Origin of the sequence: Paenarthrobacter sp. NPDC089675 (genome assembly GCF_044749185.1) — a bacterium.
Taxonomy (GTDB): Bacteria; Actinomycetota; Actinomycetes; order Actinomycetales; family Micrococcaceae; genus Arthrobacter.
The window spans coordinates 390,345-415,531 of sequence record NZ_JBIVHM010000001.1 but is presented as its reverse complement, the minus strand read 5'-3'; the positions used below and the strand labels follow the sequence as shown (position 1 = coordinate 415,531).

Annotated in this window: 24 protein-coding genes, 1 other RNA gene and 1 riboswitch; of the genes, 9 read left to right on the top strand and 16 right to left on the bottom strand. The window is 62.8% G+C overall.

Annotated features, from left to right (window positions below; translation table 11 throughout):
- The first annotated feature begins 3 nt into the window (after nt 1–3).
- From aroA to ACIPY2_RS01935, 6 genes are all read left to right on the top strand, one after another.
- On the top strand, nt 4–1,377 hold the full coding sequence (gene aroA / locus ACIPY2_RS01960) for a 3-phosphoshikimate 1-carboxyvinyltransferase (protein WP_400264707.1): 1,374 nt from the start codon (nt 4–6) through the stop codon (nt 1,375–1,377).
- Between the two features lie 2 nt (nt 1,378–1,379).
- Entirely contained in the window at nt 1,380–2,495 is a 1,116-nt protein-coding gene (locus tag ACIPY2_RS01955; protein WP_400264706.1) for a ribosome small subunit-dependent GTPase A, read from the top strand.
- Nucleotides 2,496–2,550: 55 nt separating this feature from the next.
- Complete coding sequence (gene hisN / locus ACIPY2_RS01950) at nt 2,551–3,363, top strand: histidinol-phosphatase (RefSeq protein ID WP_400264705.1); 813 nt, start codon at nt 2,551–2,553, stop codon at nt 3,361–3,363.
- Between the two features lie 145 nt (nt 3,364–3,508).
- Nucleotides 3,509–3,622: riboswitch (SAM riboswitch) on the top strand.
- A gap of 31 nt (nt 3,623–3,653) precedes the next feature.
- Nucleotides 3,654–5,048 (top strand): aminotransferase class V-fold PLP-dependent enzyme, encoded by a 1,395-nt coding sequence (locus ACIPY2_RS01945; RefSeq protein ID WP_400264704.1) that lies wholly within the window; start codon nt 3,654–3,656, stop codon nt 5,046–5,048.
- A 103-nt stretch (nt 5,049–5,151) separates the two neighbouring features.
- Entirely contained in the window at nt 5,152–5,943 is a 792-nt protein-coding gene (locus tag ACIPY2_RS01940; protein WP_400265094.1) for a class I SAM-dependent methyltransferase, read from the top strand.
- A 27-nt stretch (nt 5,944–5,970) separates the two neighbouring features.
- A complete protein-coding gene (locus tag ACIPY2_RS01935) occupies nt 5,971–6,684 on the top strand; it encodes a metal-dependent transcriptional regulator (protein ID WP_400264703.1) in 714 nt (237 codons plus the stop codon).
- Between the two features lie 34 nt (nt 6,685–6,718).
- Here ACIPY2_RS01935 and ACIPY2_RS01930 read toward each other — a convergent pair whose 3' ends face one another.
- Nucleotides 6,719–8,170, bottom strand: a complete 1,452-nt coding sequence (locus ACIPY2_RS01930) for an MFS transporter (protein ID WP_400264702.1) — start codon at nt 8,168–8,170, stop codon at nt 6,719–6,721.
- 69 nt (nt 8,171–8,239) lie between these two features.
- Here ACIPY2_RS01930 and ACIPY2_RS01925 point away from each other — a divergent pair, with 69 nt between their 5' ends.
- On the top strand, nt 8,240–8,569 hold the full coding sequence (locus ACIPY2_RS01925) for a hypothetical protein (RefSeq protein WP_400265093.1): 330 nt from the start codon (nt 8,240–8,242) through the stop codon (nt 8,567–8,569).
- Here the strand turns inward: ACIPY2_RS01925 and ACIPY2_RS01920 are convergent.
- The 14 genes from ACIPY2_RS01920 to ACIPY2_RS01855 form a co-directional block, all read right to left on the bottom strand.
- Nucleotides 8,566–9,552 carry a S1C family serine protease gene (locus ACIPY2_RS01920; protein WP_400264701.1) on the bottom strand — a complete coding sequence of 329 codons (987 nt, stop codon included), beginning with the start codon at nt 9,550–9,552 and terminating at the stop codon, nt 8,566–8,568. The two genes, ACIPY2_RS01925 and ACIPY2_RS01920, sit on opposite strands and share 4 nt — an antisense overlap.
- A gap of 184 nt (nt 9,553–9,736) precedes the next feature.
- Nucleotides 9,737–10,105, bottom strand: a transfer-messenger RNA (tmRNA) gene (gene ssrA, locus ACIPY2_RS01915).
- A 90-nt stretch (nt 10,106–10,195) separates the two neighbouring features.
- The gene (gene smpB / locus ACIPY2_RS01910) at nt 10,196–10,666 is read right to left on the bottom strand and encodes an SsrA-binding protein SmpB (protein ID WP_347107851.1); all 471 of its coding nucleotides are present in this window, start codon (nt 10,664–10,666) and stop codon (nt 10,196–10,198) included.
- Nucleotides 10,667–10,772: 106 nt separating this feature from the next.
- A complete protein-coding gene (locus tag ACIPY2_RS01905; RefSeq protein WP_400264700.1) occupies nt 10,773–12,185 on the bottom strand; it encodes a peptidoglycan DD-metalloendopeptidase family protein in 1,413 nt (470 codons plus the stop codon).
- 52 nt (nt 12,186–12,237) lie between these two features.
- The gene (ftsX, locus tag ACIPY2_RS01900; protein ID WP_400264699.1) at nt 12,238–13,152 is read right to left on the bottom strand and encodes a permease-like cell division protein FtsX; all 915 of its coding nucleotides are present in this window, start codon (nt 13,150–13,152) and stop codon (nt 12,238–12,240) included.
- Nucleotides 13,149–13,913, bottom strand: coding sequence for a cell division ATP-binding protein FtsE (gene ftsE / locus ACIPY2_RS01895; RefSeq protein WP_400264698.1), 765 nt, complete (start codon nt 13,911–13,913; stop codon nt 13,149–13,151). Before ftsE ends, ftsX begins: the two co-directional genes overlap by 4 nt.
- 202 nt (nt 13,914–14,115) lie before the next feature.
- Nucleotides 14,116–15,231, bottom strand: coding sequence for a peptide chain release factor 2 (prfB, locus tag ACIPY2_RS01890; RefSeq protein ID WP_400264697.1), 1,116 nt, complete (start codon nt 15,229–15,231; stop codon nt 14,116–14,118).
- Nucleotides 15,232–15,278: 47 nt separating this feature from the next.
- Nucleotides 15,279–15,767: a pilus assembly protein TadG-related protein gene (locus ACIPY2_RS01885; RefSeq protein WP_400264696.1), complete on the bottom strand. Its 489-nt coding sequence runs from the start codon at nt 15,765–15,767 to the stop codon at nt 15,279–15,281.
- The gene (locus ACIPY2_RS01880) at nt 15,764–16,213 is read right to left on the bottom strand and encodes a hypothetical protein (protein WP_400264695.1); all 450 of its coding nucleotides are present in this window, start codon (nt 16,211–16,213) and stop codon (nt 15,764–15,766) included. Before ACIPY2_RS01880 ends, ACIPY2_RS01885 begins: the two co-directional genes overlap by 4 nt.
- Nucleotides 16,210–16,554, bottom strand: a complete 345-nt coding sequence (locus ACIPY2_RS01875; RefSeq protein ID WP_400264694.1) for a TadE family protein — start codon at nt 16,552–16,554, stop codon at nt 16,210–16,212. The genes ACIPY2_RS01880 and ACIPY2_RS01875 overlap by 4 nt, the downstream gene beginning before the upstream one ends.
- Nucleotides 16,555–16,658: 104 nt before the next feature.
- Entirely contained in the window at nt 16,659–16,838 is a 180-nt protein-coding gene (locus ACIPY2_RS01870; protein ID WP_400265092.1) for a hypothetical protein, read from the bottom strand.
- 128 nt (nt 16,839–16,966) lie between these two features.
- The gene (locus ACIPY2_RS01865) at nt 16,967–17,908 is read right to left on the bottom strand and encodes a type II secretion system F family protein (protein WP_400264693.1); all 942 of its coding nucleotides are present in this window, start codon (nt 17,906–17,908) and stop codon (nt 16,967–16,969) included.
- On the bottom strand, nt 17,905–18,762 hold the full coding sequence (locus ACIPY2_RS01860) for a type II secretion system F family protein (RefSeq protein WP_400264692.1): 858 nt from the start codon (nt 18,760–18,762) through the stop codon (nt 17,905–17,907). The genes ACIPY2_RS01865 and ACIPY2_RS01860 overlap by 4 nt, the downstream gene beginning before the upstream one ends.
- A complete protein-coding gene (locus tag ACIPY2_RS01855; RefSeq protein ID WP_400264691.1) occupies nt 18,762–19,985 on the bottom strand; it encodes a CpaF family protein in 1,224 nt (407 codons plus the stop codon). Before ACIPY2_RS01855 ends, ACIPY2_RS01860 begins: the two co-directional genes overlap by 1 nt.
- Nucleotides 19,986–20,274: 289 nt before the next feature.
- Between ACIPY2_RS01855 and ACIPY2_RS01850 the strand changes: the two genes are divergently transcribed.
- On the top strand, nt 20,275–22,971 hold the full coding sequence (locus ACIPY2_RS01850) for a GH25 family lysozyme (RefSeq protein WP_400264690.1): 2,697 nt from the start codon (nt 20,275–20,277) through the stop codon (nt 22,969–22,971).
- A 243-nt stretch (nt 22,972–23,214) separates the two neighbouring features.
- The gene (locus tag ACIPY2_RS01845; protein WP_400264689.1) at nt 23,215–24,561 is read left to right on the top strand and encodes a neutral/alkaline non-lysosomal ceramidase N-terminal domain-containing protein; all 1,347 of its coding nucleotides are present in this window, start codon (nt 23,215–23,217) and stop codon (nt 24,559–24,561) included.
- Nucleotides 24,562–24,631: 70 nt separating this feature from the next.
- On the opposite strand, the gene ACIPY2_RS01840 is transcribed toward ACIPY2_RS01845, so the two are convergent.
- Nucleotides 24,632–25,138, bottom strand: coding sequence for a hypothetical protein (locus ACIPY2_RS01840; protein WP_400264688.1), 507 nt, complete (start codon nt 25,136–25,138; stop codon nt 24,632–24,634).
- Nucleotides 25,139–25,187: the final 49 nt, after the last annotated feature.

The following is a 25,187-nucleotide window of genomic DNA, read 5'->3' as shown; positions in this document are numbered from 1 at the left end:
AGCATGACTGGTACCACCGCAGCAAACACCGGCACGGACAACGCCGCCACACTCCCCCTCTGGCCGGCCCCCTTCGCGAAGGAACCGGTGGACGCCACGGTGACCGTACCGGGTTCCAAGTCGCTGACCAACCGTTTCCTGGTGCTGGCGGCGTTGGCAGACGGCCCGTCAAGACTCCGCGCTCCCCTGCACTCCAGGGATTCCGTCCTCATGGTGCAGGCCCTGCGGCAATTGGGGGCAACGGTCAGCGAGGTGGACGGCGACGGCGACTACGGACCGGACTTGGAGATCATTCCGATGGATCCAGCCGCCCCTGAACACAGCACGGCCATCGACTGCGGACTCGCAGGGACCGTGATGCGTTTCGTTCCGCCACTTGCCGCCCTTCGCCAAGGGACGACGGTTTTCGACGGCGATCCGCATGCGCGTAAACGGCCCATGGGCACCATCATCGAGGCTTTGGTCGCCCTAGGCGTGCCGGTGGGCAGCGAAGGCGGCAGGACGCCGTCGTCCCTGCCATTTGCCGTTCAGGGCACCGGCGAGGTCCGCGGCGGCCATCTGGTGATCGACGCGAGCGCGTCTTCGCAGTTTGTCTCAGCTTTGCTGTTGGTCGGTGCCCGCTTCACCGAGGGACTGCACCTGGAACACGTGGGCAAACCGGTCCCCAGCCTTGACCACATCAACATGACTGTCGCAGTCCTGCGCAGCGTCGGGGTAGTCGTTGACGACTCCGTGCCCAACCACTGGCGCGTGGCTCCGGGTCCCATCCGTGCCTTCGACCAGCGCATCGAGCAGGACTTGTCGAATGCCGGCCCCTTCCTCGCAGCGGCACTGGCCACCGGCGGAACAGTACGCGTCCCCAACTGGCCGGTGGAGACCACACAGGTAGGAGACCTCTGGCGGAGCATCCTCGCTGACATGGGCGCCACAGTATCTTTGGAGAACGGGACCCTCACCGTCACCGGAGGCCCGGAAATCAAGGGCGCCGATTTCGACGAAACCAGCGAACTTGCTCCCACCGTTGCAGCCCTCTGCGCTTTGGCCTCGGGCCCATCCCGGCTGACGGGCATCGCCCACCTGCGCGGCCATGAGACCGACCGCCTGGCCGCCCTCGTAGCTGAAATCAACCGGCTCGGCGGCGACGCTGAAGAAACTGCGGACGGCCTCATCATTCGCCCCGCCAAGCTGCACGGCGGCGTGGTCCACAGCTACGCAGACCATCGCATGGCCACTGCCGGCGCAATCCTCGGACTCGCGGTCGAAGGCGTGGAGGTGGAGGACATCGCCACCACGTCCAAAACCATGCCGGAATTCCCGGAGATGTGGAACGCGATGCTGGGACAGCGCGCGGCAGCTCCGGCCGGGAGCAGCCTCTGACCATGGGACGCGACGCACGCTCCTGGGACGAATCGGATGTACGGATCCGTCCCAACAAGAAAGGCTCCAGGCCAAGGACGAAGGACCGCCCCAGCCACGATGACGCCGTCATAGGCAGGATCATCACCGTGGACCGCGGCCGCTACACCGCGATCGTGGGCGAGGACTCCGACAATGAGAGAATTGTCATCGCCGCCCGCGCAAGGGAGCTCCGCAGGACTCCGGTCGTACCCGGCGACTTCGTAGCCTTGGTGGGCGACGTCTCCGGCGGACCCGACACCTTGGCACGCCTGGTGCGGGTGGAGGAGCGCCGGACGCTCCTGCGCAGGAGCGCGGATGACACCGACCCGATTGAGCGCGTGGTCGTGGCCAATGCGGACCAACTTGTGGTGGTGGTTGCTGCCGCAAACCCCGAGCCCCGCACCGGCTTCATCGACCGCGCCTTGGTGGCGGCCTACGACGCCGGAATCGAGCCCCTCCTGCTCGTAACCAAGGCGGACGTCAGGGATCCGGCCGAGCTCCTGTCCAATTACCTCAGCCTCGACTTCCCGATCATCATCAGCCGAACAGCAGACGCAGAGGCTTCCGGGATTGACGCGCGTTCCGACGACGGCCTGTCCGCCCGACTGGATAGTGATGCGGTCTCGCGTCTGAGGTCCCACCTCGACGGGAAAGTCACCGTGATGCTGGGGCATTCCGGGGTTGGCAAGTCCACCATGGTCAACGCGCTTACCGGCGCTGAACGCGCCACCGGCGGTGTCAACGCGGTCACCGGCCGCGGACGGCACACCTCCTCGTCCGCACTGGCACTGAAGTTGGCCGATGCACCCGCCGGCAGTTGGATCATCGATACGCCCGGCATCCGCTCATTCGGGCTCGCGCACGTGGATCCGGACCGGATCCTGCACTCCTTCCCGGACCTTGAACCTGGCACGGCAGCCTGCGACCGCGGGTGCAAACATGATGCCAATGCCATCAACTGCGGCTTGGATGCCTGGGTCATTGAGGGACACGCGGGTCCTTCCGGCGTGGCCAGGCTTGCCTCGCTGAGGCGTTTGCTGGGGGCCGATCCACGCCTCGAAGCAAAGGAAACCAAGGAACTTGGCACCGTGAACTGAAGGCCGGGCGGCAACACGTCCCGGCCGTGCGAACGTTTCACGATAGTTTGGTGGCATGACCCAATCCGTTTCCAGCTACAACGATGACCTGAGGCTGGCCCACGTCCTTGCAGACTCTGTGGACGCACAGACGATGGACCGCTTCAAGGCCCTGGACCTGCAGATCGAAACCAAACCGGACCTGACCCCCGTCACGGATGCCGACAAAGCCGCAGAGGAAGCCATCCGCGGCCAGTTATCGCGTTCGCGCCCCCGCGACGCCGTACTCGGCGAAGAGTTCGGCAGCAGCGGGCACGGTTCCCGCCGCTGGATCATCGACCCCATCGACGGCACCAAGAACTTTGTCAGGGGCGTGCCGGTGTGGGCCACGCTCATCGCGCTCGTTGACGAAGGCGAACCAGTGGTGGGCGTCGTCAGCGCCCCGGCCCTGGGCAAGCGCTGGTGGGCCGCGAAGGGGATGGGCGCCTACACCGGGCGTTCGCTCGCCTCCGCCACCCGGCTGAAAGTATCCAACGTCTCGCAGCTGGCAGATGCCTCCCTGTCCTTTTCAAGCCTGTCCGGCTGGAAGGAACGCGGAAACCTCGATGAATTCCTGGGGCTCACAGAGGATATTTGGCGGACCAGGGCCTATGGCGATTTCTGGTCGTATTGCCTGGTTGCGGAAGGGGCGGTGGACATCGCCTGCGAACCCGAATTGAACCTGTACGACATGGCTGCGCTCGTGCCGATCGTCACCGAGGCGGGTGGCCGGTTCACCTCGCTGGAAGGAGAAGACGGCCCGTTCGGCGGAAACGCCCTGGCGACCAACTCGATCCTGCACTCGGAAGTCCTTAAGAGACTCAATCCGGGCATTGACGATCTTCTCTGAATAATCGGCGGCGGGCGCCCTTCTTGTGGGGTGTCCGCCGCACTTTATTCGCCAAAAGCGCCATTTGCGCCCCTCGCGTAACAATCCGCTTAATAAACTGGACGGCTTTGTGCCGGGCGTGCGGGGTGCCTTAATCTCTTTTACAGGTCACGAGTGCCAGCGCTAAACCCCGGTTTGCTGGCCGGCAACCCTCCATTCGCGGTGGGGTGCCCCGGGTGACGACCAGGCCGGTCCGGAACGGATACGGCAAGCGCGGATCCCCTCGAGGGGTCCCTCCTGAGTGAGGTCACATGAGCACAGTTACGTTCGATTCCACCACCCTGCCTTCCATCGCGGAGGAAGGCCCCGCGGTCCGGCCCCTCGCAGCCGTAACCGGCGCGGAACTCCAGGCTCCGCTGATCCAGGGCGGCCACGTCCGCTACGCCAACCTCGATTACGGCGCCTCCGCGCCGGCGCTGACCATCGTCTCGGCGTACCTGAACGAGGTCCTGCCCTACTACGCGAGCGTTCACCGCGGCGCGGGTTTTGCCTCGCAGATCAGCACCTCCGTTTATGAGAACTCCCGGAACATCGTCCGCGACTTCGTCGGCGGCCGCCCGGATGATTCAGTGATCTTCACCCGCAACACCACTGACTCGCTGAACCTGCTGGCAGGCTGCCTGCCGCACCTCAATGGCGAGCCCACCGGCGAGGTCCTCTACTTGGACATCGAACACCACGCCAACCTGCTGCCATGGCAGGGTGTTCCCCACCGCAGCGTTGTCGCGGCACCCACCTTGGCCACCACCATCGCAAACCTCCGTAACGAGCTGGCCCAGGGCGGCGTCTCCCTGTTGGCGGTGACAGGTGCTTCCAACGTCACCGGTGAAATCCTGCCCATTGCCGAGCTGGCGTCCCTGGCCCACGAATTCGGAGCGCGGATTGTTGTAGATGCAGCCCAGCTCGCACCGCACCGCCGCATCAACATCGCCGAAGCCGACGTCGACTACATCGTCTTCTCCGGCCACAAGCTGTATGCGCCCTTCGGTGCAGGCGTTGTGGTTGGCCGTCCCGACTGGCTCGACGCCGGTACGCCGCACCTCGCCGGTGGCGGCGCAGTCCGTGAGGCCCGGCTCGATTCCGTCAGCTGGGCCACCGGTCCGGCCCGGCACGAGGGCGGCTCCCCCAACGTGTTGGGAGCAGCAACACTGGCCCGCGCAACCCAGGTCCTTGCCGGGCTCGACCAGCAGGCGTGGCACCAGCATGAAAGCGCCATCCGCACCTACCTCGTGGAAGGCCTGGAGGCCATCGAGGGTGTCACAGTGCACCGGATCTTCAGCGACTCGACGGACACGATCGGCGTGGTCAACTTTTCGGTCGAAGGATTCGACGCCGGACTCGTGGCTGCCTATCTCGCGGCGGAACACGGCGTGGGCCTCCGGGATGGCCGCTTCTGCGCGCACCCCCTCCTCAAGAGGCTCGGGCTTCCTTCGGGTTCGCTGCGCGCCAGCTTCGGGGTTGGCTCCCGCTTGGAAGACGCAACCAGGCTGCTCAAAGGCATCCGGGAGCTCAAGAGCACAGGCCTCGGTTGGGACTACGTGGTGGACGAGGGCCGCTGGGTTCCGGCCAACGACCACCGCAGCTATCCGGAGTGGGCGCCCAACACGCCCGGTACCGCCGGCGCTGCCCCCTGCACGGTGGACTAGGCAAGCGTCCAAGCCGACCTCCGGTGAGCCTTCCCCGCACTTCCTTGCGGTAAATTCGTAGGGTCAATCCCCTGGATTTACCCTGAAGGAGCTGTGCTTGTCCATGCATTCCCGTGGCGCGTCAAAAGCAAGCCACCGCCCCGGGGGGCCCAAATTGCACGCACATCGGCGGCGGGAACTTGGGCAGAGTTTCCAGGACGGCGGCGAGCATTACGACCGCGTGCGCCCGGGATACCCGGCAGACTCGGTGGACTGGCTCCTGCCTGCGCGAGCCGAAGCTGCTGCCGACCTCGGAGCCGGCACGGGAAAATTCACCAGACTCCTGATCGACCGCGGACTGCACGTAGCCGCCGTGGACCCCTCGGCCGACATGCTCGCACAATTACGCAAGGCCTGCCCCGAGGTGGAGCTGGCCTTGGAAGGTACCGCTGAGGTGACCGGGCTGGCAGAGTCGGCTTACGACGTCGTCAGCGTCGCCCAGGCCTGGCACTGGTGCGATCCCCTCAAAGCGAGCACGGAAATCGCCCGTATCCTTCGCCCGCAAGGCGTCCTCGGCTTGATCTGGAACCAACTCGACACTTCAATACCGTGGGTCCACCGCCTTTCACGCATCATGCATGCCGGCGATGTCCACAAACCGGGTTTCCGGCCTTCCATCGGTCCGGAATTCACCAGTCTGGAGTCTCACGTGACCGAATGGGAAGACCCCCTGACGCCCCGGGACATCATGGAACTCACCAAGTCACGCAGCTACTACCTCCGCGCAAGCGAGGCCACCCGCGCCAAAGTGCTGGCGAACCTCGAGTGGTACATCTACGAACACCTCGGCCATGCCCCCGGCCAGGAGCTCGGCCTGCCATACGTGACGCAGACGTGGCGGGCCCGCAAAGCCTGAATCCGCCTGCCACTGTAGGCTTGAGCTGTGAAGACCGGTACGCCCTCCTCCTCCATTGAGGACTACGTCAAGGTCATCTACTCCTTCACGGAGTGGCAGGACAAGCCCATTACGTCCTCCCAGCTTGCGCAGCGCCTCGGGGTCGCCAACTCGTCGGTGTCCGAGATGGTGCGCAAACTCAAGGACCAGGGCTTGGTGGACCACCAACCCTACAGCGCCATCCGCCTGACACCCGACGGCATGCGCCTGGCACTGGCCATGGTCCGCAGGCATCGCCTGATCGAGACGTATCTTGTTGAAGAACTGGGATACCGCTGGGATGAAGTCCACGACGAGGCCGAGATGCTTGAACACGCTGTTTCGGACACCTTCATTGAGCGGATGTCCGCCAAGCTCGGACACCCCCTCCGGGACCCGCACGGTGATCCGATTCCCTCTTCCGATGGTTCCGTCGAGTTGCCGCACGCCTACCGGATGATCGAACTGGACCAAGGGCACTCAGGACGGATCACACGCATCAGCGACGAGAACCCGGACCTGTTGCGCTACCTCGCCGCCGAAGAAATCACGCTGGACGCGCGCGTGGAAGTAGTGGGCCGGAGGCCATTTGGCGGTGCACTGGTGGTCCGGATAGGAAGCGGTCCACAGCGCCGCGAGTTCGATCTCGCCGATGAGATTACGTCAGCCCTTTGGGTGCAAAGCACAGAAGCGCACGAAGGCTGCGTTCTCTCGGGCCAGTGACCCGGCCGCCATTCGAGCGGTCAGGCGCGCGCCGTCAGGCGTGCTGCCCGGCCGGGCCGCCGTCGTCGTGCAGTCCGCCCCGTTCACCCGCGGTGCCTGCTGCTTCCCCAACCTGGTTGCGGATCCCGACGGCGGAAGTCACCGCTCCCAGCGCGAACAGGGCCGCCGTGACCAGCAGTGCGTTGTACAGCCCTTCCCTCGTGAAGACCGGACCAACGATCAAACCCGCAAAGGCTATGCAGATCAAGCCCGCAATCCGCGCCACTGCGTTGTTGACCGCGGAGCCGATACCAGCCTCATCCGGAGGGACGGCACCCAGGATGGCCGCGGTCAGGGGTGCCACCAAAGTGGCCAGGCCAACGCCGAAGACCACTTGGCCGGGAAGAACCTGGGTCCAGTAGTTGAGGGGTTCCTGGATGGACAAAGACATCAGGAAACCGATGGCACACAGCAGCGGACCTGCGGTCATGAACCACCGGGGACCATACTTTCCGGCCAGGCCACCGAAATAGGATGCACAGAGCATCAGGATCACGGTGCCCGGCAGGAGGGCGATCCCGGCCACCGTGGCCCCCAAGCCGCCCACTTGCTGAAGGTAGATGCCGAGGGCGAAGAAGCCCAGGGAAATCGCCCCGTAGATGGCGAGCGTGGAGAGGTTGCCCCACCCGAAGTTCCGGATGGCGAAGAGCCGCAGCGGCAGCATGGGTTCCGGCGTCCTGTTTTCGTGAACGAGGAAGAATGCCAGCGCTACGGCACCGGCGACCAGAGGGAACCAAACCTGCGGGCTGCCCCAACCAACCCGCCCCTGTTCGATGAACGCGAAGACGGGCCCACCCAGCCCGATCATGGCAAGGACAGCGCCGGCATAGTCGATTCGTTTGCTCTTGTCCCTCGCAGCGTCGGATGAGCGCAGCTTCGCAAGCATCGGCCAGATGGCGGCCGCGGGTATGACATTGATGAAGAAAATGACCCGCCACGACAACAGGTCCACGGACACTCCCCCGATCAGCGGCGCAACAATTGCCGCGGCACTCGTCCACCCGGACCACTGACCGATGGCTTTGGACTGCGCAGGCCCCGAGAACGACGTCACGATCATGGCCAGGGAACTGGGCACCAGCAGCGCGCCGGCTATTCCCTGCAGTGCCCGTGAGACCACCAGGACTTCACCGTTCCAGGCCAGTCCACACATGACCGACGTCAAGGCGAATCCAGCCAGTCCCCACTCAAGGATCCTCGCCCTGCCGAAGTGGTCCGAAAGGGAGCCTGCCACCAGGATCAGGGCGCCGAGTGTCAGCAAATAGGCGTCGAACACCCATTGCTGGATTACCAGGCCGCCACCGAGCTCCCGGCCGATCGCAGGAAGCGCAAGGTTCACCACAAAGCCGTCAAGAATGGCGATGAAGGAAGCCACAATGGCGACAACAAGGACGCGGCGCTGCAATGGGGTGCTGGGCGCCAGCGATGCTTGGTCCGTCATGTGCACAGCCTACGCTTGCCGTATCGTTGAGTGGTGATTAGCAGACGTGACGCCGCCTTGGCCCTTGATATCTCCATGGAAATGGCCCAGCGTCACGGCATCCCGTCACGGCTTCCGGAGGCGGAGTTGCGCGAACTCCAGGACAACCCGCCACCTTGGCTGGTGCAGTCACGCGCCAACCGAACCGGGAAGCGACCCGTCTGGGTCCATCTGGAATGTGCGGTTTGTGGCTACTCGGAGGCTGTCCGGCCCAAGAAGTGGTGGCCGGAATTCTCCTTCGTTTACTGCGGACATCACCGGACACGCGAACTGCCTGAACTTTTCCTCGGCGAGGTCCGGACCGAATATGAGGGCATCGGCAGCCGGTTTGTCGGCGTCGTCGACGTGCCCGGTCAGGCAGGCTAGCCCATTTCCTCCGGGACCGCGGTTAGCTGCAGTGTCCTGCCCTCCCTCAAGACCGTCAACGGGAACGGCACGCCGATCGCCTCCGCGAACAGGAGTTTCTGCAGGCTCTCGGCGCTTGAAACGGCCCTCCCTTGGGCCCGTAGCACAAGGTCGCCAGGCTGAAGGCCGCTCGATTCTGCCGGGGAACCTGCGATGACTTCCACCACCCGCAACCCTTCCTTCTGGCCAGTCCGCACCACGGCGCTGGCGTCCAAGGGAATCGGGGTGCTCACCAGGCCGAGGTACGCCCTGCGTACGCGACCGTCCCGCAAAAGCGATGCGATGATGCGCTGAGTCGTCCTGTTGATAGGGACAGCCAGGCCAAGGCCAAGGCCCGCCACCGCGGTGTTGATTCCGACGATACGGCCCCGGGTATCCGCCAACGCACCACCCGAGTTCCCCGGGTTCAAGGCAGCGTCTGTCTGGATGACGTCCTCGATCACCCGGCGGTGCTCCCCCGCCCTCACGGGTATGGAACGGCCGAGGCCGCTCACCACACCGGCGGTCACCGACCCCGCCAGGCCCAAGGGATTGCCGACGGCGATCACCAACTGGCCCACCCGCAGTGAGTCCGCATTCCCCAGGGTGGCTGGTGCAGGCGTGCTTCCAAGTCCTCGAACCACCGCAAGGTCGGACAGCGGGTCTGCTCCCACCAACTCCACGTCGCTGTGCTTGCCGTTGGCGAAAACAGCCCTTCCGGACTGAATGCCGGCCACAACATGCGCGTTCGTCAGCATGTAGCCGTCGGCAGTGAACACCACCGCCGACCCGCTGCCTACCCTGAGTCGACCGTTGCGGCCTGTGCTCGTCATCTCGATCGCAGCAACATGCTGTGTCACGGAGTCCGCCACGCGGATCACCGTTTGGGAATAGGTGTCCAGGACTTCCTCATCGTCCTGTTGCATTCCTTCATCGGGGAATGCCGGCTCCGGCCCGATGCTCATTTCATGCCTCCTGCTGCCACTGTGCCATCCACGTGTTCTGTGTCTGTCGGTTAAGTGATATCCACTACAACCGCGGCAGCGGGTCGCGTAGTCCGGCTTTTCCTACGCCGACGGTGAACGCCCAGGGCACCGAACGCGGGCATTAACAAAGAAAGCCCCCGGACTGAGTCCGAGGGCTTTCAAGGGGTGGAGATGGGGGGAATTGAACCCCCGTCCGATGTCGTGTTGTCAGGGCTTCTCCGGGCGCAGTTCGCGTCGGATTTTCTCGGCCCCAGCCATCCTGCGAACAGGTGGCTGATCCGGGCCCAGTCATCTAAAAGTCCCGTTTACCTCAATGACGAAGGCAAACAGCAGTGGCTATCTAAATGACGCCAGGAACCGGGGCGATAGCAACCCCGGGCTGACGGACTGTCTTACTGCTTAGGCAGCGAGAGCGAAGTCAGTGCGCTTAGATTCGGCACTTATTGGTTTGCAGACAGCGTTTACGAGATAATTCTGCATCCTCGGCCCGCTTCACCTGTCGCGACTAACATCGTCGAAACCGATCATCCCCGTATTTTGTTACCAAACCAGCGGACATTTGGTAGCTCCACCGGACTATCAATCATAACGCATCTTCTACCCGGACTATTCCGGGACACGCCTAGCGCCTGTTGCGTTCCCTAAGCTCGCGGAGCGACTCACGCTTGTCCTGCTGCTCACGCAGTGTCTGGCGCTTGTCGTAGTCCTTCTTGCCCCGCGCGATCGCGATTTCGACTTTCGCGCGCCCATCCAGGAAATACAACTGCAGCGGTACAACGGTGAAACCCGATTCGCGGATCTTGTGCGAGATCTTGTCCAGTTCCTCGCGGTGCAACAAGAGCTTCCGACGACGTCGCGCGGCATGGTTGGTCCAACTCCCCTGGTTGTACTCGGGGATATGTATGCCCTCCATCCACAGCTCATCGTTGTAGAAGGTGCAAAAGCCATCAACCATGGAGGCGTGGCCTTCCCGGAGGGACTTCACCTCGGTACCCATGAGCGCGATTCCGGCTTCATAGGTGTCGAGGACATGGTAGTCATGCCGGGCCTTCCGATTGGTGGCCACTACCTTTCGGCCACTTTCCTTAGGCACGGTAGAACTCCTGGTTGCTTGGTCGGTTGCGGATGCCAATCAGTGTACGCCAGTGGCATTGCTGCCAGCGCACCACCTCACGGCGGGTTCGCTGAGGGGATAACGGCTAGAGCAAGGTCATCGGGTCCACGGCTACCCCATTGAGCCACGTCTCGAAGTGCGCGTGGCATCCTGTGGAGTTACCGGTGCTTCCCGAGTACGCAATGAGTTGGCCTTGGGAGACTTGCTGTCCGTTTGCCACCACGATGCTGCTGTTGTGGTAATAGATGGTCGTCAGGGAGTTGCCCTGCACCACGCCATGGGACAACTTGACCCGCCAGCCGCCGCCGTCGGCCGAGTTCCAGCCGGAATTGAAGACGGTACCTGCGGCAGCTGCATAAACGGGCGTTCCGCATGGGGCACCGAAGTCGATGCCGGTGTGCATGTAACCGCCGGTACCGTAGAAATCGATGGTTCCCGGTGGCGTAGCGCGCCAACCAAAACCGGAGGTGATGGGCACGTAGCTGGCGAAGGGATGCCGCAGTCCAAAAGCCGACGGCGATCCTACCGGTGGCACATACGGCGCCGCCGGCGGGGCCGGTTTATTCTGGGCAGCGGCAGCAGCCGCGGCAGCAGCGGCTGCTTCGGCCGCGAGCCGACGTTGCTCGGCTTCCCAAGCCTCGCGCAACTTGCGGTCACGCTCGGCTATCTCGTTGGCGACCGAGTCCTGCTCCGACTTGACGCGTGCAAGGTCGGCTTCGATGCCCGGCTTGGCTGCCTGCAACTGCCCGTTCAGCCGGGTGGTGTCTTCAATCAGCTTGTCGACTTCGGCTTTCTTGTTCGCCGCATCATCGCGCGCAGCCTTTTCCTTCTCCAGCGCAGCATCCGCTTTGGACTTCAGGTCCTGGATCTCTGCCTCGACGGCAGCAAGCCGCGCCTGGGAGTTGACGTTGGTGGCGTTCTGCTGGGTCAGCTTGGTCATGGCCGCGTTCTGGCTGCGCATTGCCTGGTCGGCAAGGTCCATGGACTCCGTGAGGTTTCCCGACTCGTCGGAGCCGAACAGGAGAGCGATGTTCGTAGGCACGCCGCCGGACTTGTACGCCTGGGACGCGATCTGGCCGATGAGCTTCTTGGTATCGGTGATCTTCTGCTTGTCGCTTTCCAACTGCTCAGTAATTTTGGCTTTGTTCTGTTGGGCCAACTCCACCCTGGCAGCCAAAGCCTCCACTTCCTTCACAGCGCTGGCTACCCGTCCTTGCGCTTCGAGGAGGGCTTGCTGCGCTCCGGGAAGCCGGCCCTGGTAGATCACCAAGTCCCCGGCGGCCTTGGCGATTTTGGCGTCCACGAACTCCAGCGAGGCCTGCACCCGCGCAGACTCGGCTTCAAGGGCGGCCTGCTGGTCATCGAGGTTGTCGGCCTGGGCGGCAGGGGCGCCGGTGAGGATGCCGGCAGCCAGGCCCACGGCAAGGACGGCACCGAGAATCCTGGCCTGGCCGGACGCCAGGCGCCGCCGAAGGGTGTTCCGGTCCAACGTGCTCATCGTGAGTCCTTTTCGGTTGCCCGCCTGCTGCTTGGTGTCCGCCTGCTCATCGCTAAACCTTCAAGTACCGGCGGAGGGTCAACAACGAGGATATCCCGGCCAGGCCACCGCCGAGTGCAATAAGCACCGGGGCCAGGACCAGTACCTGGGTTGAAGATATAAAGGGAGTGTTCAGGAACTGCCGTGACAGATCCCCGTTCAGCCAGAAATGCGCCATCAGCCAGAGCGTCAGGGAAGCCAGCAACGCACCCACGACGGCGGCAATCACGCCTTCCAGGATGAAGGGCAACTGAATGACGGCCTTGGATGCCCCCACCAGCCGCATGATTCCTGTTTCACGCCGTCGGCTGTACGCCGAAAGGCGGATCGTGGTGGTGATGAGGAGCACCGCGCAAAAGATCATCACCGCTGCGACGCCGACGGCAACGACGGAAGCGCCATTCATCCAGGAGAAAATCCGTTCCAGGACCTGCCTCTGGTCGCTGACCGTTTCAACCCCCGGCTGGGAGGAAAACGTCTCGCTGATGATCTGGTACTTCTCCGGATTCTTCATGTTGATCCGGAAAGACGCCGGCAACTGGTCTTCGGACACCGAGTCGACGATTGGAGAGTTGGAGAACTGCTCCTTGAAATGCTTATAGGCCTCTGCCTGCGATTCGAACTGGAAATCGTTGATGTACTGCTTGACCGACGGCGACTCAAGCATGGCCTGGATGTTGGCTTGCTGTTCCTTGGTCGCAGGCCCCGACGCGCAGCCGACGGTTGTCGATCCGTCGTTGCACAGGAACACTGCCACCTGGACTTTGTCGTACCAGTAGCCCTTCATCTGGTTGATCTGCATCTGCAGCATGCCGGCGGCCCCCACGAAGGTGAGCGAAACGAACGTCACGAGCACCACGGAAATCACCATTGACAGGTTCCGGCGCAAGCCGCTCCCGATTTCCCCAAGAATGAAAAGGAACCTCACAGCTGTGCCCCCTGCGCGCGGGTGATTTCTTCGTCGCTCGCATCCCGCAACCGGCGTGACTCGCCAACAACCGGAATCATGGAGGTGTACAGGGCTTTCGCTTCGTCGCGGATGACCTTGCCGTTCTGGAGTTCCACCACCCGGCGGCGCATCTCGTTCACGATGTCGTCGTCGTGCGTCGCCATGACAACAGTGGTTCCGTTCTGGTTGATCTTGTCCAAGACCCCCATGATTCCCATGGATGTGATGGGATCCAGGTTTCCGGTGGGCTCGTCCGCAAGGAGGATCCCGGGACGGTTGACGACGGCACGGGCAATCGCCACACGCTGCTGCTCACCGCCCGAAAGCTCGTGGGGCATGCGGCGTTCCTTGCCTTCCAGGCCCACCGTCTTGAGTACCTCGGGCACAGTCTCACGGATAATGGAGCGGCTCTTACCGATCACCTGCATGGCAAACGCCACGTTGGCAAACACATTTTTCTGGGGCAGCAGGCGGAAGTCCTGGAATACCACTCCGATACCGCGGCGCAGCTTGGGCACGCGCCAGCTCGAAATATTGGCCACGTTCTGGCCGGCTACGTACACGGACCCGGAAGAGGCCTTGTCTTCTTTCAGGATCAGCCGCAGGAAGGTCGACTTACCCGAGCCTGAAGCTCCAACGAGGAAGGTGAACTCGCCGCGGTTGATCTCAAGGCTCACAGCGTCGAGCGCCGGTCGGGCATTCTGCTCATAGACCTTGGTGACATTCTCAAATCTGATCATGGCCCTTTAAAACCCCGCCGGACATGACATATTGGCCCAGTCCAACAGCCGGAGCACGGGCTTTCGGTGGGGGAAGTGAGAGCACCGGCCCCTCGACTATACGCACGGGATCGCGGCTAGCCCTGGGCTTTCCGTGGCGTGTCGCCAAAAGCGTGCCCTGTTCCCGCTGCGGGGACGGGAAAGGATCTCCCGGCTTTGGCTGCTACCCTGCCGCGTTGCGGTTGCTGGTGCGCCAGCGGATACCGGCGTCGATAAAGTCATCGATGTCACCGTCCAGCACCGCGGATGTGTTTCCTACTTCGTGTTCGGTCCGCAGGTCCTTGACCATCTGGTACGGATTGAGTACATAGGACCGCATCTGGTCGCCCCAGGAGGCCTTGACGTCTCCCGCCAGCGCCTTCTTCTCGGCGTCCTCCTGCTCCTTCTTAAGGAGCAGGAGACGTGACTGCAGAACCCGCAAGGCTGCGGCACGGTTCTGGAGCTGGGACTTTTCGTTCTGCATGGAGACCACGATTCCGGAAGGAATGTGGGTGAGCCGGACCGCCGAGTCGGTGGTGTTGACCGACTGTCCGCCGGGACCGGAAGACCTGAACACGTCCACGCGGATCTCATTGTCGGGAATCTCAATGGAGTCCGTCTGCTCAATCAGGGGTATGACTTCAACAGCCGCAAAGGATGTCTGCCGGCGGCCCTGGTTGTCGAACGGGCTGATGCGGACCAAGCGGTGCGTCCCGGCCTCGACGCTCAATGTGCCGAAGGCGTAGGGTGCCTTGACCTCAAACGTGGCCGACTTCAAACCCGCTTCTTCGGCGTAGGACGTATCCATGACAGTGGTCGGGTAGCCGTGCCTTTCGGCCCAACGCAAGTACATGCGCAGCAGCATCTCCGCGAAGTCTGCAGCATCGACGCCACCGGCTCCTGCACGGATCGTGACCACAGCTTCCCGCTCGTCATATTCGCCTGACAACAGGGTTACGACTTCGAGGTCTGCGAGCGCCTTGCGGATCGAGGACAGCTCCTTCTCGGCCTCCGCCAGCGAATCCTGGTCGCCCTCGTCCTGGGCCAACTCCACCAGCACCTCAAGGTCGTCGATGCGGGCGGCCAACTTGCTGAGGCGTTCCAGTTCGGACTGCCGGTGGGAGAGCCTGGAGGTGACCACCTGGGCCGATGCCGGGTCGTCCCAAAGATCCGGAGCGCCGGCCTGCTCACTCAGATCGGCGATCTCAGCCTTCAAGGCATCGATGTCGCTGACATTCTCGATGGAACTGTAAGTTGCGCGAAGCTCGCGGATTTCTGCGGGAAAGTCAATCTCAGCCATGGTCATTCCAGCGTACGCTATCGCCGGCTCTACCCCGTCTGAGCGCCTCATTGCGTCAGGCGCGAACGTGCCGTGGACCTGGCTTCCACCACGATTCCGTCCGGCAGGAGGAAACTGATCACCGGTGGGTGGACAACTGCAGTCAACTCCACAACAGCCGTACCGCCAGGGGCATTACCGGTGCCCGCGCCGATGGCCAAACGATCGTGGGCAGAGAAAGCACCGGCAGATTGCAGGAATGCATTCGCAGTGCCCTTGACCCTGTCGTCGACCAACGCCGGCCAAGGCCTCGTCCCGTCGCCAATGTCATCGGCCATGTACGTATCGGCCGCTGCGAGCGCCGCGCCATCAGCCAGCGACAACAATTTCTTGTGCTCCAAATACAGCCCGGTTATGGCCATCACCACCGTCGCAGTGAGCAAGGCGAGAACAACGAACCCGAGAGTCAGGACCAGTATCTGGCCTTGCTCACCCCGCCCGTCCGCAGGACCCATACGTGGCGGCGGACTTACGGAACGCGTATGCCATGCAGTCACCGGAAGCGCCCCACCTTCTGCGAGGACGTGGAATGCAGCACCGCCGCATCCAGTTGGAGTGAATCCCCAAAAGGCACCATGGGTAGCCCGACCGTGAGCCGCACGGTCACGGTCACTGTTGCTCCGGCAGACAAACAGTCTGCGCGGTCGCAGGAAACGTCCATGGAAGCCGACTCCGGCGGGAAGCCATGGTCTTTCAGCGCCAGCACTGCCGACTGTTCTGCCCTTGCCCGGGCTTCGACGGGATCATGGCCTGCCACATACACCTTCGCGGCATAGTCGGCCGCGGCCACAGCCGCGAACATCCCCGCTTGGATTTGTCCGATGGTGACGACGAAGTACACAAGCGGGAGCAAAAGCATCAGGCTTAGGACAACGAACTCCACCGCGGCGCTGCCCCGCTCGGAAACATCGGCATCACGCGTAGTGCCTGCTGTACGGGTCATGGCAGGAGCGCATGCCCGGTAACTTCCATTGCCCTGCCGGGTCCGATAAGACCGACCACGGGCAACGGAGCTATCACCGTAACCTGCAATGTTGGGATCCCTCCGGAATCCGCTTCCTCTATATTGATCTCGGTAGTGAAGTCGCTCCCGAGGGCCGAGCTGATCAGCTCCCCCGTCCTGTCCTTTGCATCGGCAGCAGAGCGGTCGGCCAAGGTGCCGTAGCGTGCGCCCGACCCGGCAGCATCAATGAGGGTGTTCCGGACGTGCAGAACCAGCATCAGTTGGATCACGGACATGAAGAGGATAGTCAGGAGGCCACCCACCAGAACGAAATCAACCACAGCAGACCCCCGCTCCCTGGACGACGGAATACGGCGTCCTGCCCAGGCACGAGGCAAAGCGACCCGTGCGCCGATCACGCGTTGCAGGAAAGTTCGTAACCAGCTCACGGCTGGCTGCTCACTCTTGCCATGGCTTGGTTGAAGAGATCGGAGAGTGCCGGGGCCGCAATGGCCAGCAAGCCGGCGACAAGCACGGCCGACATAAGTGTGATCATCACCCATCCGGGGACGTCACCGCGTTCGCGCTCCTGAAAAGGCGGGACGGCCCTTCCAGCCCAAGCCATCAGGCGTACCCCTATGCTTGGTGACGTGGCCGCCGGAAAATGGCTGCGTAACATGTTCGTCTTCATGATTTCCTCGATTCATCGTGTGAGTGGTCGTCACCGCATCCGCTGCAGACGCGCTGACCCGTTCAAAGTCCTATTTGGAGGGCTGCAACGGCGGGAAAGGCCGCAAAGATGACAGTGAGCGGCAGAACTCCGAAGACCAGCGGGACCATCATGCCGATCTCCTTTCGGCCCGCGGCTTCCATCAGCTCCCTCTTCGCTGCGTCCCGCGCGTCAGCCGCCTGCGCCCGCAGCACGTCCGCCAGCGGGGTGCCGCGTTCAACAGCCACCACGAGTCCGTCCACAAACCGGACCAGGGGCGGCAATTCCGTACGTCCTGAAAAAGCCTGCAGTGCCTCCACAAGAGGCTTACCGGACCGGGTATCGGAGAGCACGATCGCAAACTCCGCGGCCAGATGCCCTCGTGAGGTTCGGCAAATCCTGTCGAGTGCCCCCAAAGCGCTCTCCCCGGCCGCGACGGCGAGGGCCATCAGTTCAGCCAGGCCCGGAAACTCGGACAACATGGCCGATTCACGGCGCTTGATTCTCTGCGCCAGCACAAAGTCACGGAGAAGATAGCCCGTCAAAGTGCTCGCACACACTGCACCGAGCGAAAACACGGCGTTGAACGTGCCGGCGGCTGCCATCGCTCCAACGCCGGCCAGCCCTAGGATGAATGCGACCGCAGACCACATCATCTGTTCGGCCCTGAAATCCAGTACCGCCTTCCCGGACCCAGCCCGCGCGAGCCTCTTTTCCAAGGCGGTTCCAGCTGGGCTGAAGCGGTTGAGCCGGCTGAGTGCGTCACGCAGTACCGGACGGAGAATCCGCTCCAGCGGCCCGAACGGCGTCAGATTCCGGGTGGGCACCCGGAGCAACCTGGACCCAAGATCATGGGATTTCAGCTGTGATTCAACGCGATCCGTGAAACGAAGGGGCCGCATGAACGGCAACCTCGCGACGACCAACCACGCACCCGAACCCAACAGCAGCCCCAAAAGCAGCGCATAAGCCGTGGTGACATTCATCTGAGAACCCGTTGGTCTTCCGGCAAGGCCCCGATACGCAGCATGACTGCGTAGCACGCACCAGAGACGCCCAGCCCGCCCAACAGAACTGCGGCTCCGGTTGCTGAGCTGTATGCCATCATGGCCTCAGGCCTTCCGGACATGACCGCCAGGACAATCCACGGAGCAGCGACAGCCAAGCGCGCCCCGTTGACGGTCCAGGATTGTCTTGCTTCAAGTTCACCCCGCGTTCGGGAAGTCTCGCGCAAGAAGGCGGCGAGTGTCCCCAGCATCCGGCCAAGGTCGGAGCCACCCACTTCCCGGGTCATGCGAAGTGCTTCGATGATCCGGTCGGCTACGGGATCTGCAAGTCGGCCTTTAAGGTTGGTCAAAGCCGTGTCGAACCGTCCGCCTGACCTGTAGTCCGAGGCAAAGTCGAGAAACGCGTGCCGCAGCTCCGCTGGGCCCTTGTAGCCCAACTGGATCAGTGCGTCCGGCAAGGAAAGTCCGGCACGGATGCCCGAGCGGAGATGATCCACCACCTCCGGCCAGACCGATCGCAACGCGGTGCGGCGCTTCTTTGCCCGTCGCCGGACGATTGCTGCGGGCAGCCATGAAGCTAGAAGCCCAAAGCACCCTGCCACGGGCAAGGAGCCCGTAACCACAAAAGAAGCGAGTACGACGAAGAGCCCCACACCGCCGCAGCAAAGTAACAATCCCAATCCCGAGACTTTTTCTATACCAGCGGCCAGAAGCAGGAGTTCCAATCGCCCGGGTCCGCGCTGTTTGTCCCTCTCCCGCTGCGGTTCATCCCAAGTTGACCACCAGACCAGGAAGAATCCGGTTCCGCAGAGGGCTCCAAGCAAAGGCCCCATCAGCGAAGCTCCAGAAGGCTGGCAACGTCGAAGCCTGCCTTGGCAAACTTTCCGACGGCGGGCAAGGCATGTCCCTTCGGCTGGAGTTGCCCCTCATGCATCTGGAACACGGGCGAGGATTCGATCACTCCGTTCTCCACGCGTCGTCCCAAGGACAGAATTTCAGTTACTTGCCTCCGGCCGGTTGAATTGCGGCTGCAATGAATCACCAGGTCTATGCAGGAAGCCACGGTGGGAACCACAAAAGCGCTGGCGATATTGGACCCTGCGAGCAACGGCAGGGTGCAGATCTTCGTCACGGCGTCGTGCGCGGAGTTCGCGTGCACTGTGCACATCCCGGGAAGTCCGGAGTTCAGGGCGATCAACATGTCCAGGCTTTCCGCTTCGCGGACTTCCCCGACCACCAATCGGTCCGGGCGCATGCGAAGCGCCTCCTTGACGAGCCGTCGGAGGGGGATTTCGCCCTCGCCTTCCAAGTTGGGCTGACGGCATTGCAGTGCGACGACGTCCCGCAACGGCAGTTGGAGTTCGAAGATCTCCTCAACGGTGATTACCCGCTCGCGCGAACCTATGCCTGCTGCCAGGCAGTTCAACATGGTGGTCTTTCCAGCTTGCGTTGCCCCCGAGACAAGGATGTTGAGGCCGCTGGCTACGGCGGCGGCGAGGAAGCGCGCCGATTGCTGTGTAAGGCTCCCCAGTTCCACGAGGTGTTCCAGCCGGCTGGCCCGGGCGATGAACTTACGGATATTCACCGCCCAGTGCCTACGAGTCACGTCCGGGATCGCCACATGAAGGCGTGACCCGTCAGGGAGGGCGGCGTCCACGAAGGGCGACGATAGGTCCAACCGCCGGCCTGAACTTTTGAGCATTCTTTCCACGAGGTCCCGTACTTGCTGTTCGCTCAGGCTGAGGGCGGTCAGTTCCGACTCACCATTGCGTGCCACGAACACCTCATGGGGCGCGTTGATCCAGACCTCCTCAATCCCCGGATCGTCCAACAGTGGCTGAAGCGGGCCAAATCCGGCAACGGCGTCGAAAATGTGCCGCCGGGCCTCGTCCAGACGGCCTAATGGCGGCAATGGCCCAATGAGGGCCCGTTCGTCGTAGTCGTGAACGGCTGCCTCGACCAGCCGCCGAACGTCGGTGGCTTGTTCCAGGGGGTCCAGGCCGCGTCTGCGGATGAGTTCCCGAACCTCCCCCTCGACGATTTTTAACGCATCCATAGGACCCCCAATGACCCGGAAAAAGTGAAACGAGAGGCGCATCTCGAGTTACTCACGCTAGGCCAGCGGCGCGAGGCAGCAAAGCACGTTAGGCCAAGGTGTGGATAAATCTGGAACATCTGCCTCAGAAGAAGCATCAGCCCCACTAGTAACTCCAGTTTCCGAGGTGTTAGGGTAATGCCCGTTAGGAGCTGGCCTTTGGTCCCATGCGCAGGCGCCCGCCCCGGAGCTTGTCCGCAAGCCATACACCATGCACCGCTGAGCCGCGGTGCAGGGCCGGAAAATGGATATGACAAGTAACTCAGAACGGTCGTACCGCCGCATGCCATTGGCGAGGGCCGGAATCGGGCTCTCCATTGCCATCATCGCCGGCACTTTCCTGGTCACTCCCGCTTGGGCCCAAGGTCCCGGCCCCCGCCCGGCGCCCCCGGCGGAACAGGGAACCCAGCAAAAGCATGAGTACCCGCCCATCGGTTCAACCGCGCCCTCGTCGCAGGGCGCCCAGGCCGCGAACGGCACGTGGACCCCGCCCGCCGTCGTCGAGCCTTCCCCGACAGGAAGCCCGGCCCCAAGCCGGGATGCCACGGCCCAACAAGCCACTCCGTCCGCAACCGGCAACAAAGCAGACGCTGAAGCCATGAAGTCGGCGATGCGCGCGGCTATGCCGGCCGGTGGCGCCGAAATGGGGCAAAGGTCGCCACGGGTAATTGCAGCCAAGAAGGACGCCGGAACCGCCGGCCAGGCAGGTGCAAGGGCAGTTGGCACCGTGGTCCCCATGGCCGCCGATCCGGGACACTGGCAGCCTTCCGTCGGAGTGCAGGGACAGGACGTCAGCGCCCACCAAGGCAACGTCGACTGGCAGGGCCAGTGGGCGCAAGGGTCCCGATGGGCGTACGTCAAGGCCTCCGAGGGAAATTACTACGTCAACGAGAATTACGCACAGCAGTACGACGGCTCACGCAACGCAGGGATGGTCAGGGGCGCGTACCACTTCGCGATCCCGAACTGGTCCTCGGGCGCCGACCAAGCCAGGTACTTTGTGGCCAATGGCGGTGGCTGGACAGCCGATGGCTATACGCTCCCGCCGGTCCTGGATATTGAGTACAACCCGTACGCTGGGCGCACCATCAACGGTTTCTATTTCGGCAACACGTGCTACAACATGTCCAAGGCCCAGCTCGGCCAGTGGGCTGCCGATTTCGGCAACACCGTCAAAGCACTGACCGGACGTTTCCCAGTCATCTACAGCACCACGGACTGGTGGAATACCTGCGTCGGCAATTCGACGTTCGGCAGCTACCCGCTGTGGATCGCCTCCTATTGGTCCAACCCCACCAACTCCCCCGGCACCCTGCCGGCCAGTTGGGGCAACTTCAGCATGTGGCAGTTCAGCAGCACCGGGCCGTTCGAAGGCGACTCGAATATCTTCAACGGCAGCTACGACCAGTTGAGGACCTTCGCCCGGGGCGCCTCCTACCCGTCGAACCCCTCCATCACATCAGGCGCGGATGTTCTTGCAACGAATGCGGCCGGACGACTGGATAACTTTCCCGCCGACGGGAACGGCAGGATCACCGGCCCGGTGACCATCGGTTCCGGATGGTCCGGGGCCAAGTCCCTGTATGTCGTCGACTGGAACCAAGACGGAGTCCAGGACATCCTCGCCCAGTGGTCCGATGGAACCCTCAAGGTCTTCCGGGGAGCCCCGGGCGGTGGTTTCTATGCCCCGGTCCAAGTGGGTTCAGGCTGGCAGGAAATGTCGCTGACAGTTGGCTGGTGGAACTACAAGGACGCCTACCCCGGCGTTATTGGCCAGGATTACCTGGGCAACCTGTACCGCTATTCCAATACTGGCGGCGGCGCGCTCAGCGGCGGGGTCCGGATCGGAACCGGGTTCAGCGGACACCAACTGAACCAGATCGATTTCGACGGCGACGGCAACCAGGACATGGTCACCCGAACGTCAGACGGCACACTCCGGTTGTACCGCTCCAACGGTCTGGGGACGTTCATCAACGAGCCCGCCCGGGTCATCGGCTCGGGTTGGGACGGCATGACCGCCGTCAGTTCCGCAACGAACTTCAGCGGCGCGGCTTCGCAAGGCCTCCATGCCCGCGCGGCCAATGGCGATCTTTACTACTACCCTGCAAATTCCGGCTCCTGGGGCAGCCGAAGCCTCATCGGCCTCGGCTGGGACGACGCCACCCTTATCAGTGGCGCTGCACTGGACGTCGAAACGACGCTGGGCATTGACGAGGAAGATGTCCTGGCCGTACGGCCGGACGCCAACCTCTACCGCTACCCAGGCACCGGTTCCACGGCGCTGCTTCCCCAGGACCTCATTGGCACCGGATGGGCGGGCCTCCAAGCCGGTTTCGTCACGGACTGGAACGGCGATGGCGCCCTGGACATCGTTGCCCAGTGGTCCGACGGCAGGCTGAACGTCTACCCGGGCAGAACCGGCAGCGGCTTCGGAGCACCCATATCGCTCGGCAGCAACTGGAAGAACTGGACGCTCACGGTCGGGACCTGGAAAAAATCGGACGCCAATCCCGGAATCGTTGGCTACGATGCCACCGGACGCCTGTACTACTTCGCCAACCCCGTGGGCAAGACAGTATCTACGGGCGTCTCGATCGGTGTCGGTTGGACCGGCTTGGACATTGCCCAGATCGATTTCGATAAGGATTCCAATGCCGGCCTCCTGGCAAAAACAAGGAGCGGCGACCTAAAGCTGTACCGGAGCAACGGGACGGGCAGCTTCATCGCAGAGATACCGCGTGTGGTCGGTACCGGCTGGGACATCATCTCCAGTTTCGGTTCCATCCGCAGTTTCTCCGCGCCCGGTTCAACCGGCATCATTGCGCGGACCACCACCGGCGATCTGCGTTACTACCCAGTGGGCTCAAACAGTTCCTGGGGCACGCCGTCAACAATTGGTACCGGCTGGAACGGACTGACAATCCTCGAACCTTCAGCACGATAGGGAGCAGTACCGGCGGAGGGTCCGTTGATTGGGAGTTTCCAGTCAACGGACCCTCCGCTCTTTGTGCTTGGGGCTGCATCCATCGCGCCGATAATTCTCACTTCGAACCACCCAATATTGCGGGATCACATGGTCTAATGAAGGTGGTCTCACGTATTGGCTGTTCAGCGCAATCGGGGAACGGACTTTGTTTGGGGGCAAACGAAGCTCAACCCGCAGCGTGCAATCAAGGAGTGATCTTTTATGGCGTTTAGAGTTGGAACTGCCATCGCAGACATTACGCCGTCCCTGAGCACCAATCCGTATATGGCGGGATACGGGACCACTGACGGCGGCCGGGAGGCGACCAGCAGTTCGCCGTTCGAGCCGCTTTACGCGCGCGCCATCCTGATCTGGGAAGACGCCAACCCGCAGATCATCATCAGCCTGGACGTGCTCGCCTTGCCGCGTGCCATGCACCAACGTATCAGGAACCGGATCCTGGCCCTCGCAAACTGGTCAACCAGCGACATCCTCATCCAGTCGACGCACACTCACAACGGGCCCGCCCTGATAGACACGCTGCACCCCTACATGGCCTACGGCCTCTCGGATCTCGGCCTGATCAGGTCCTACAGCGCCGACCTCGAAGACACCGTGGTCGACCTCGCGCAGGAAGCCCTGGACGCGGCCGAAACGGATGTCACCTTTGACTACAAGGTCTCCACCCAAAACTTCTCGGCAAACCGGGTGGGCCTCCCTTATACCGAAACGGCGGTACCGATCCTCGTAGCGAGGCGAAGCAACGGCACGCCTGCGGCCGTAATCTTCAGTTACGGTTGCCACCCCATCAGCGCGGGGTTGCGCACGCTTTTCGACGGCGATTTCGCCGCGGGCGCCTGCAACTACATCGAGAACCGAAACCCCAATTGTTTCGCCATGTTCATCCAGGGCCCTGCCGGCGACCAGGATCCGGGAGGCGTCCGAAGCTGGGAACTGCGGGATCAGCACGGCGATGCCCTGGGCGCCACCGTCAATAACAACATGCAGACGGCCGGCCGCGCCTTGGGAGGCCCCCTCGTCACGAGGTACCAGGAGGTCCAGTTGCCGCTGGACATCACTGCCACGGCGGCAAACCTCGCCGCGGTGCGCGCTGCCTATGTATCACGGCTGCCCAATCCCAACGGACAACCCCAGTGGTATCAGCGGCACGCCCAGGTGATGATCGGCCGCATCGACAGCAACAGCTACGCCACGTCCGTGCCTTCGCCCTTCCAGGTATGGAAGTTCAGTGGCAGCCCCGAATTGAAGATCGCCATGATCGGCGGTGAACTGGTCAGCGGATATGCCGCCTATTTCAGAAACCGGAACGGCGGCACCAACGGAATCATCGTGGGCGGTTACGCGAACGAATCCTGTTGCTACATTCCCAGCAATGAATTTTTCCCGCCGTCAATGCCACTGGGAAGCTATGAGGGCGGTTGGGAACCGGATTATCCGGGAATTGCCGGTGGTTCCATGACTGTCTATGGTCACATTGCACATTTCAAGGCGGGAACAAATGGTGTGGAAACGACGCTGATCAATGCCATGAATTCCCTCTTGGCCTAAAATCCAAGGCAGCCGAAATGGCGCGGACCCGAAAGGGGCCGCGCCATTGTTTGCAATGCGCAGGCTATGGCTATGACACCACGGCAGTCTTCAGCCACCTCGTGAAGATGGCTGCCTGCGGCGCCAACGGCGCCAAGGTAAGGGACCCTTTCACAACAGGAACCCCGTAGGCGGCCAACGCGGCGGCAAGGTTGCGCGGATCCGTCCGGGTGGAGGCCCGGATGATCCGAAGGCACAGTTCAGAGGCCTGCCCTCCCGGCGCACCAGCTGCCACTGCGGCGTTGACGGCAGCGGTCTCTTCGGGAGTGAGCACGTGCGGCCCCGAACCGACGTAGGCCACCTGGCAATCCGAAATGTGCATGTAGCGAGTGGAGGCCCAAACCTCTTCCAAGCTTGAGAACTTGCCGATAAGGCTGCCGTCCGCGGCAAGGCAAGTGAACTGGTACCGCACCAACGGTTCCGGTCTCTCCCTGGCCACTTGGTCGTCTTTCGCAACGGCCGGCGCCACGTCAAGGGCGGAGGTTTGGGACGTTTCTACTTTGGTTCCTGAGCAACCGGCCAGGGCAATTGTTGCCACACCAAGCTGAAGAACACTGCGCCTGCGCATGTCCACCGAGGGATCCCCA

Bases quoted from the DNA above. Each gene is read 5' to 3' on its own strand.
- aroA (WP_400264707.1), top strand. From the start codon at position 4: ATGACTGGTACCACCGCAGCAAACACCGGCACGGACAACGCCGCCACA.
- ACIPY2_RS01955 (WP_400264706.1), top strand. From the start codon at position 1,380: ATGGGACGCGACGCACGCTCCTGGGACGAATCGGATGTACGGATCCGT.
- hisN (WP_400264705.1), top strand. From the start codon at position 2,551: ATGACCCAATCCGTTTCCAGCTACAACGATGACCTGAGGCTGGCCCAC.
- ACIPY2_RS01945 (WP_400264704.1), top strand. From the start codon at position 3,654: ATGAGCACAGTTACGTTCGATTCCACCACCCTGCCTTCCATCGCGGAG.
- ACIPY2_RS01940 (WP_400265094.1), top strand. From the start codon at position 5,152: ATGCATTCCCGTGGCGCGTCAAAAGCAAGCCACCGCCCCGGGGGGCCC.
- ACIPY2_RS01925 (WP_400265093.1), top strand. From the start codon at position 8,240: ATGGAAATGGCCCAGCGTCACGGCATCCCGTCACGGCTTCCGGAGGCG.
- ACIPY2_RS01920 (WP_400264701.1), bottom strand. From the start codon at position 9,552: ATGAGCATCGGGCCGGAGCCGGCATTCCCCGATGAAGGAATGCAACAG.
- ACIPY2_RS01905 (WP_400264700.1), bottom strand. From the start codon at position 12,185: ATGAGCACGTTGGACCGGAACACCCTTCGGCGGCGCCTGGCGTCCGGC.
- ftsE (WP_400264698.1), bottom strand. From the start codon at position 13,913: ATGATCAGATTTGAGAATGTCACCAAGGTCTATGAGCAGAATGCCCGA.
- prfB (WP_400264697.1), bottom strand. From the start codon at position 15,231: ATGGCTGAGATTGACTTTCCCGCAGAAATCCGCGAGCTTCGCGCAACT.
- ACIPY2_RS01880 (WP_400264695.1), bottom strand. From the start codon at position 16,213: ATGACCCGTACAGCAGGCACTACGCGTGATGCCGATGTTTCCGAGCGG.
- ACIPY2_RS01870 (WP_400265092.1), bottom strand. From the start codon at position 16,838: ATGGCTTGGGCTGGAAGGGCCGTCCCGCCTTTTCAGGAGCGCGAACGC.
- ACIPY2_RS01865 (WP_400264693.1), bottom strand. From the start codon at position 17,908: ATGAATGTCACCACGGCTTATGCGCTGCTTTTGGGGCTGCTGTTGGGT.
- ACIPY2_RS01860 (WP_400264692.1), bottom strand. From the start codon at position 18,762: ATGGGGCCTTTGCTTGGAGCCCTCTGCGGAACCGGATTCTTCCTGGTC.
- ACIPY2_RS01855 (WP_400264691.1), bottom strand. From the start codon at position 19,985: ATGGATGCGTTAAAAATCGTCGAGGGGGAGGTTCGGGAACTCATCCGC.
- ACIPY2_RS01850 (WP_400264690.1), top strand. From the start codon at position 20,275: ATGACAAGTAACTCAGAACGGTCGTACCGCCGCATGCCATTGGCGAGG.
- ACIPY2_RS01845 (WP_400264689.1), top strand. From the start codon at position 23,215: ATGGCGTTTAGAGTTGGAACTGCCATCGCAGACATTACGCCGTCCCTG.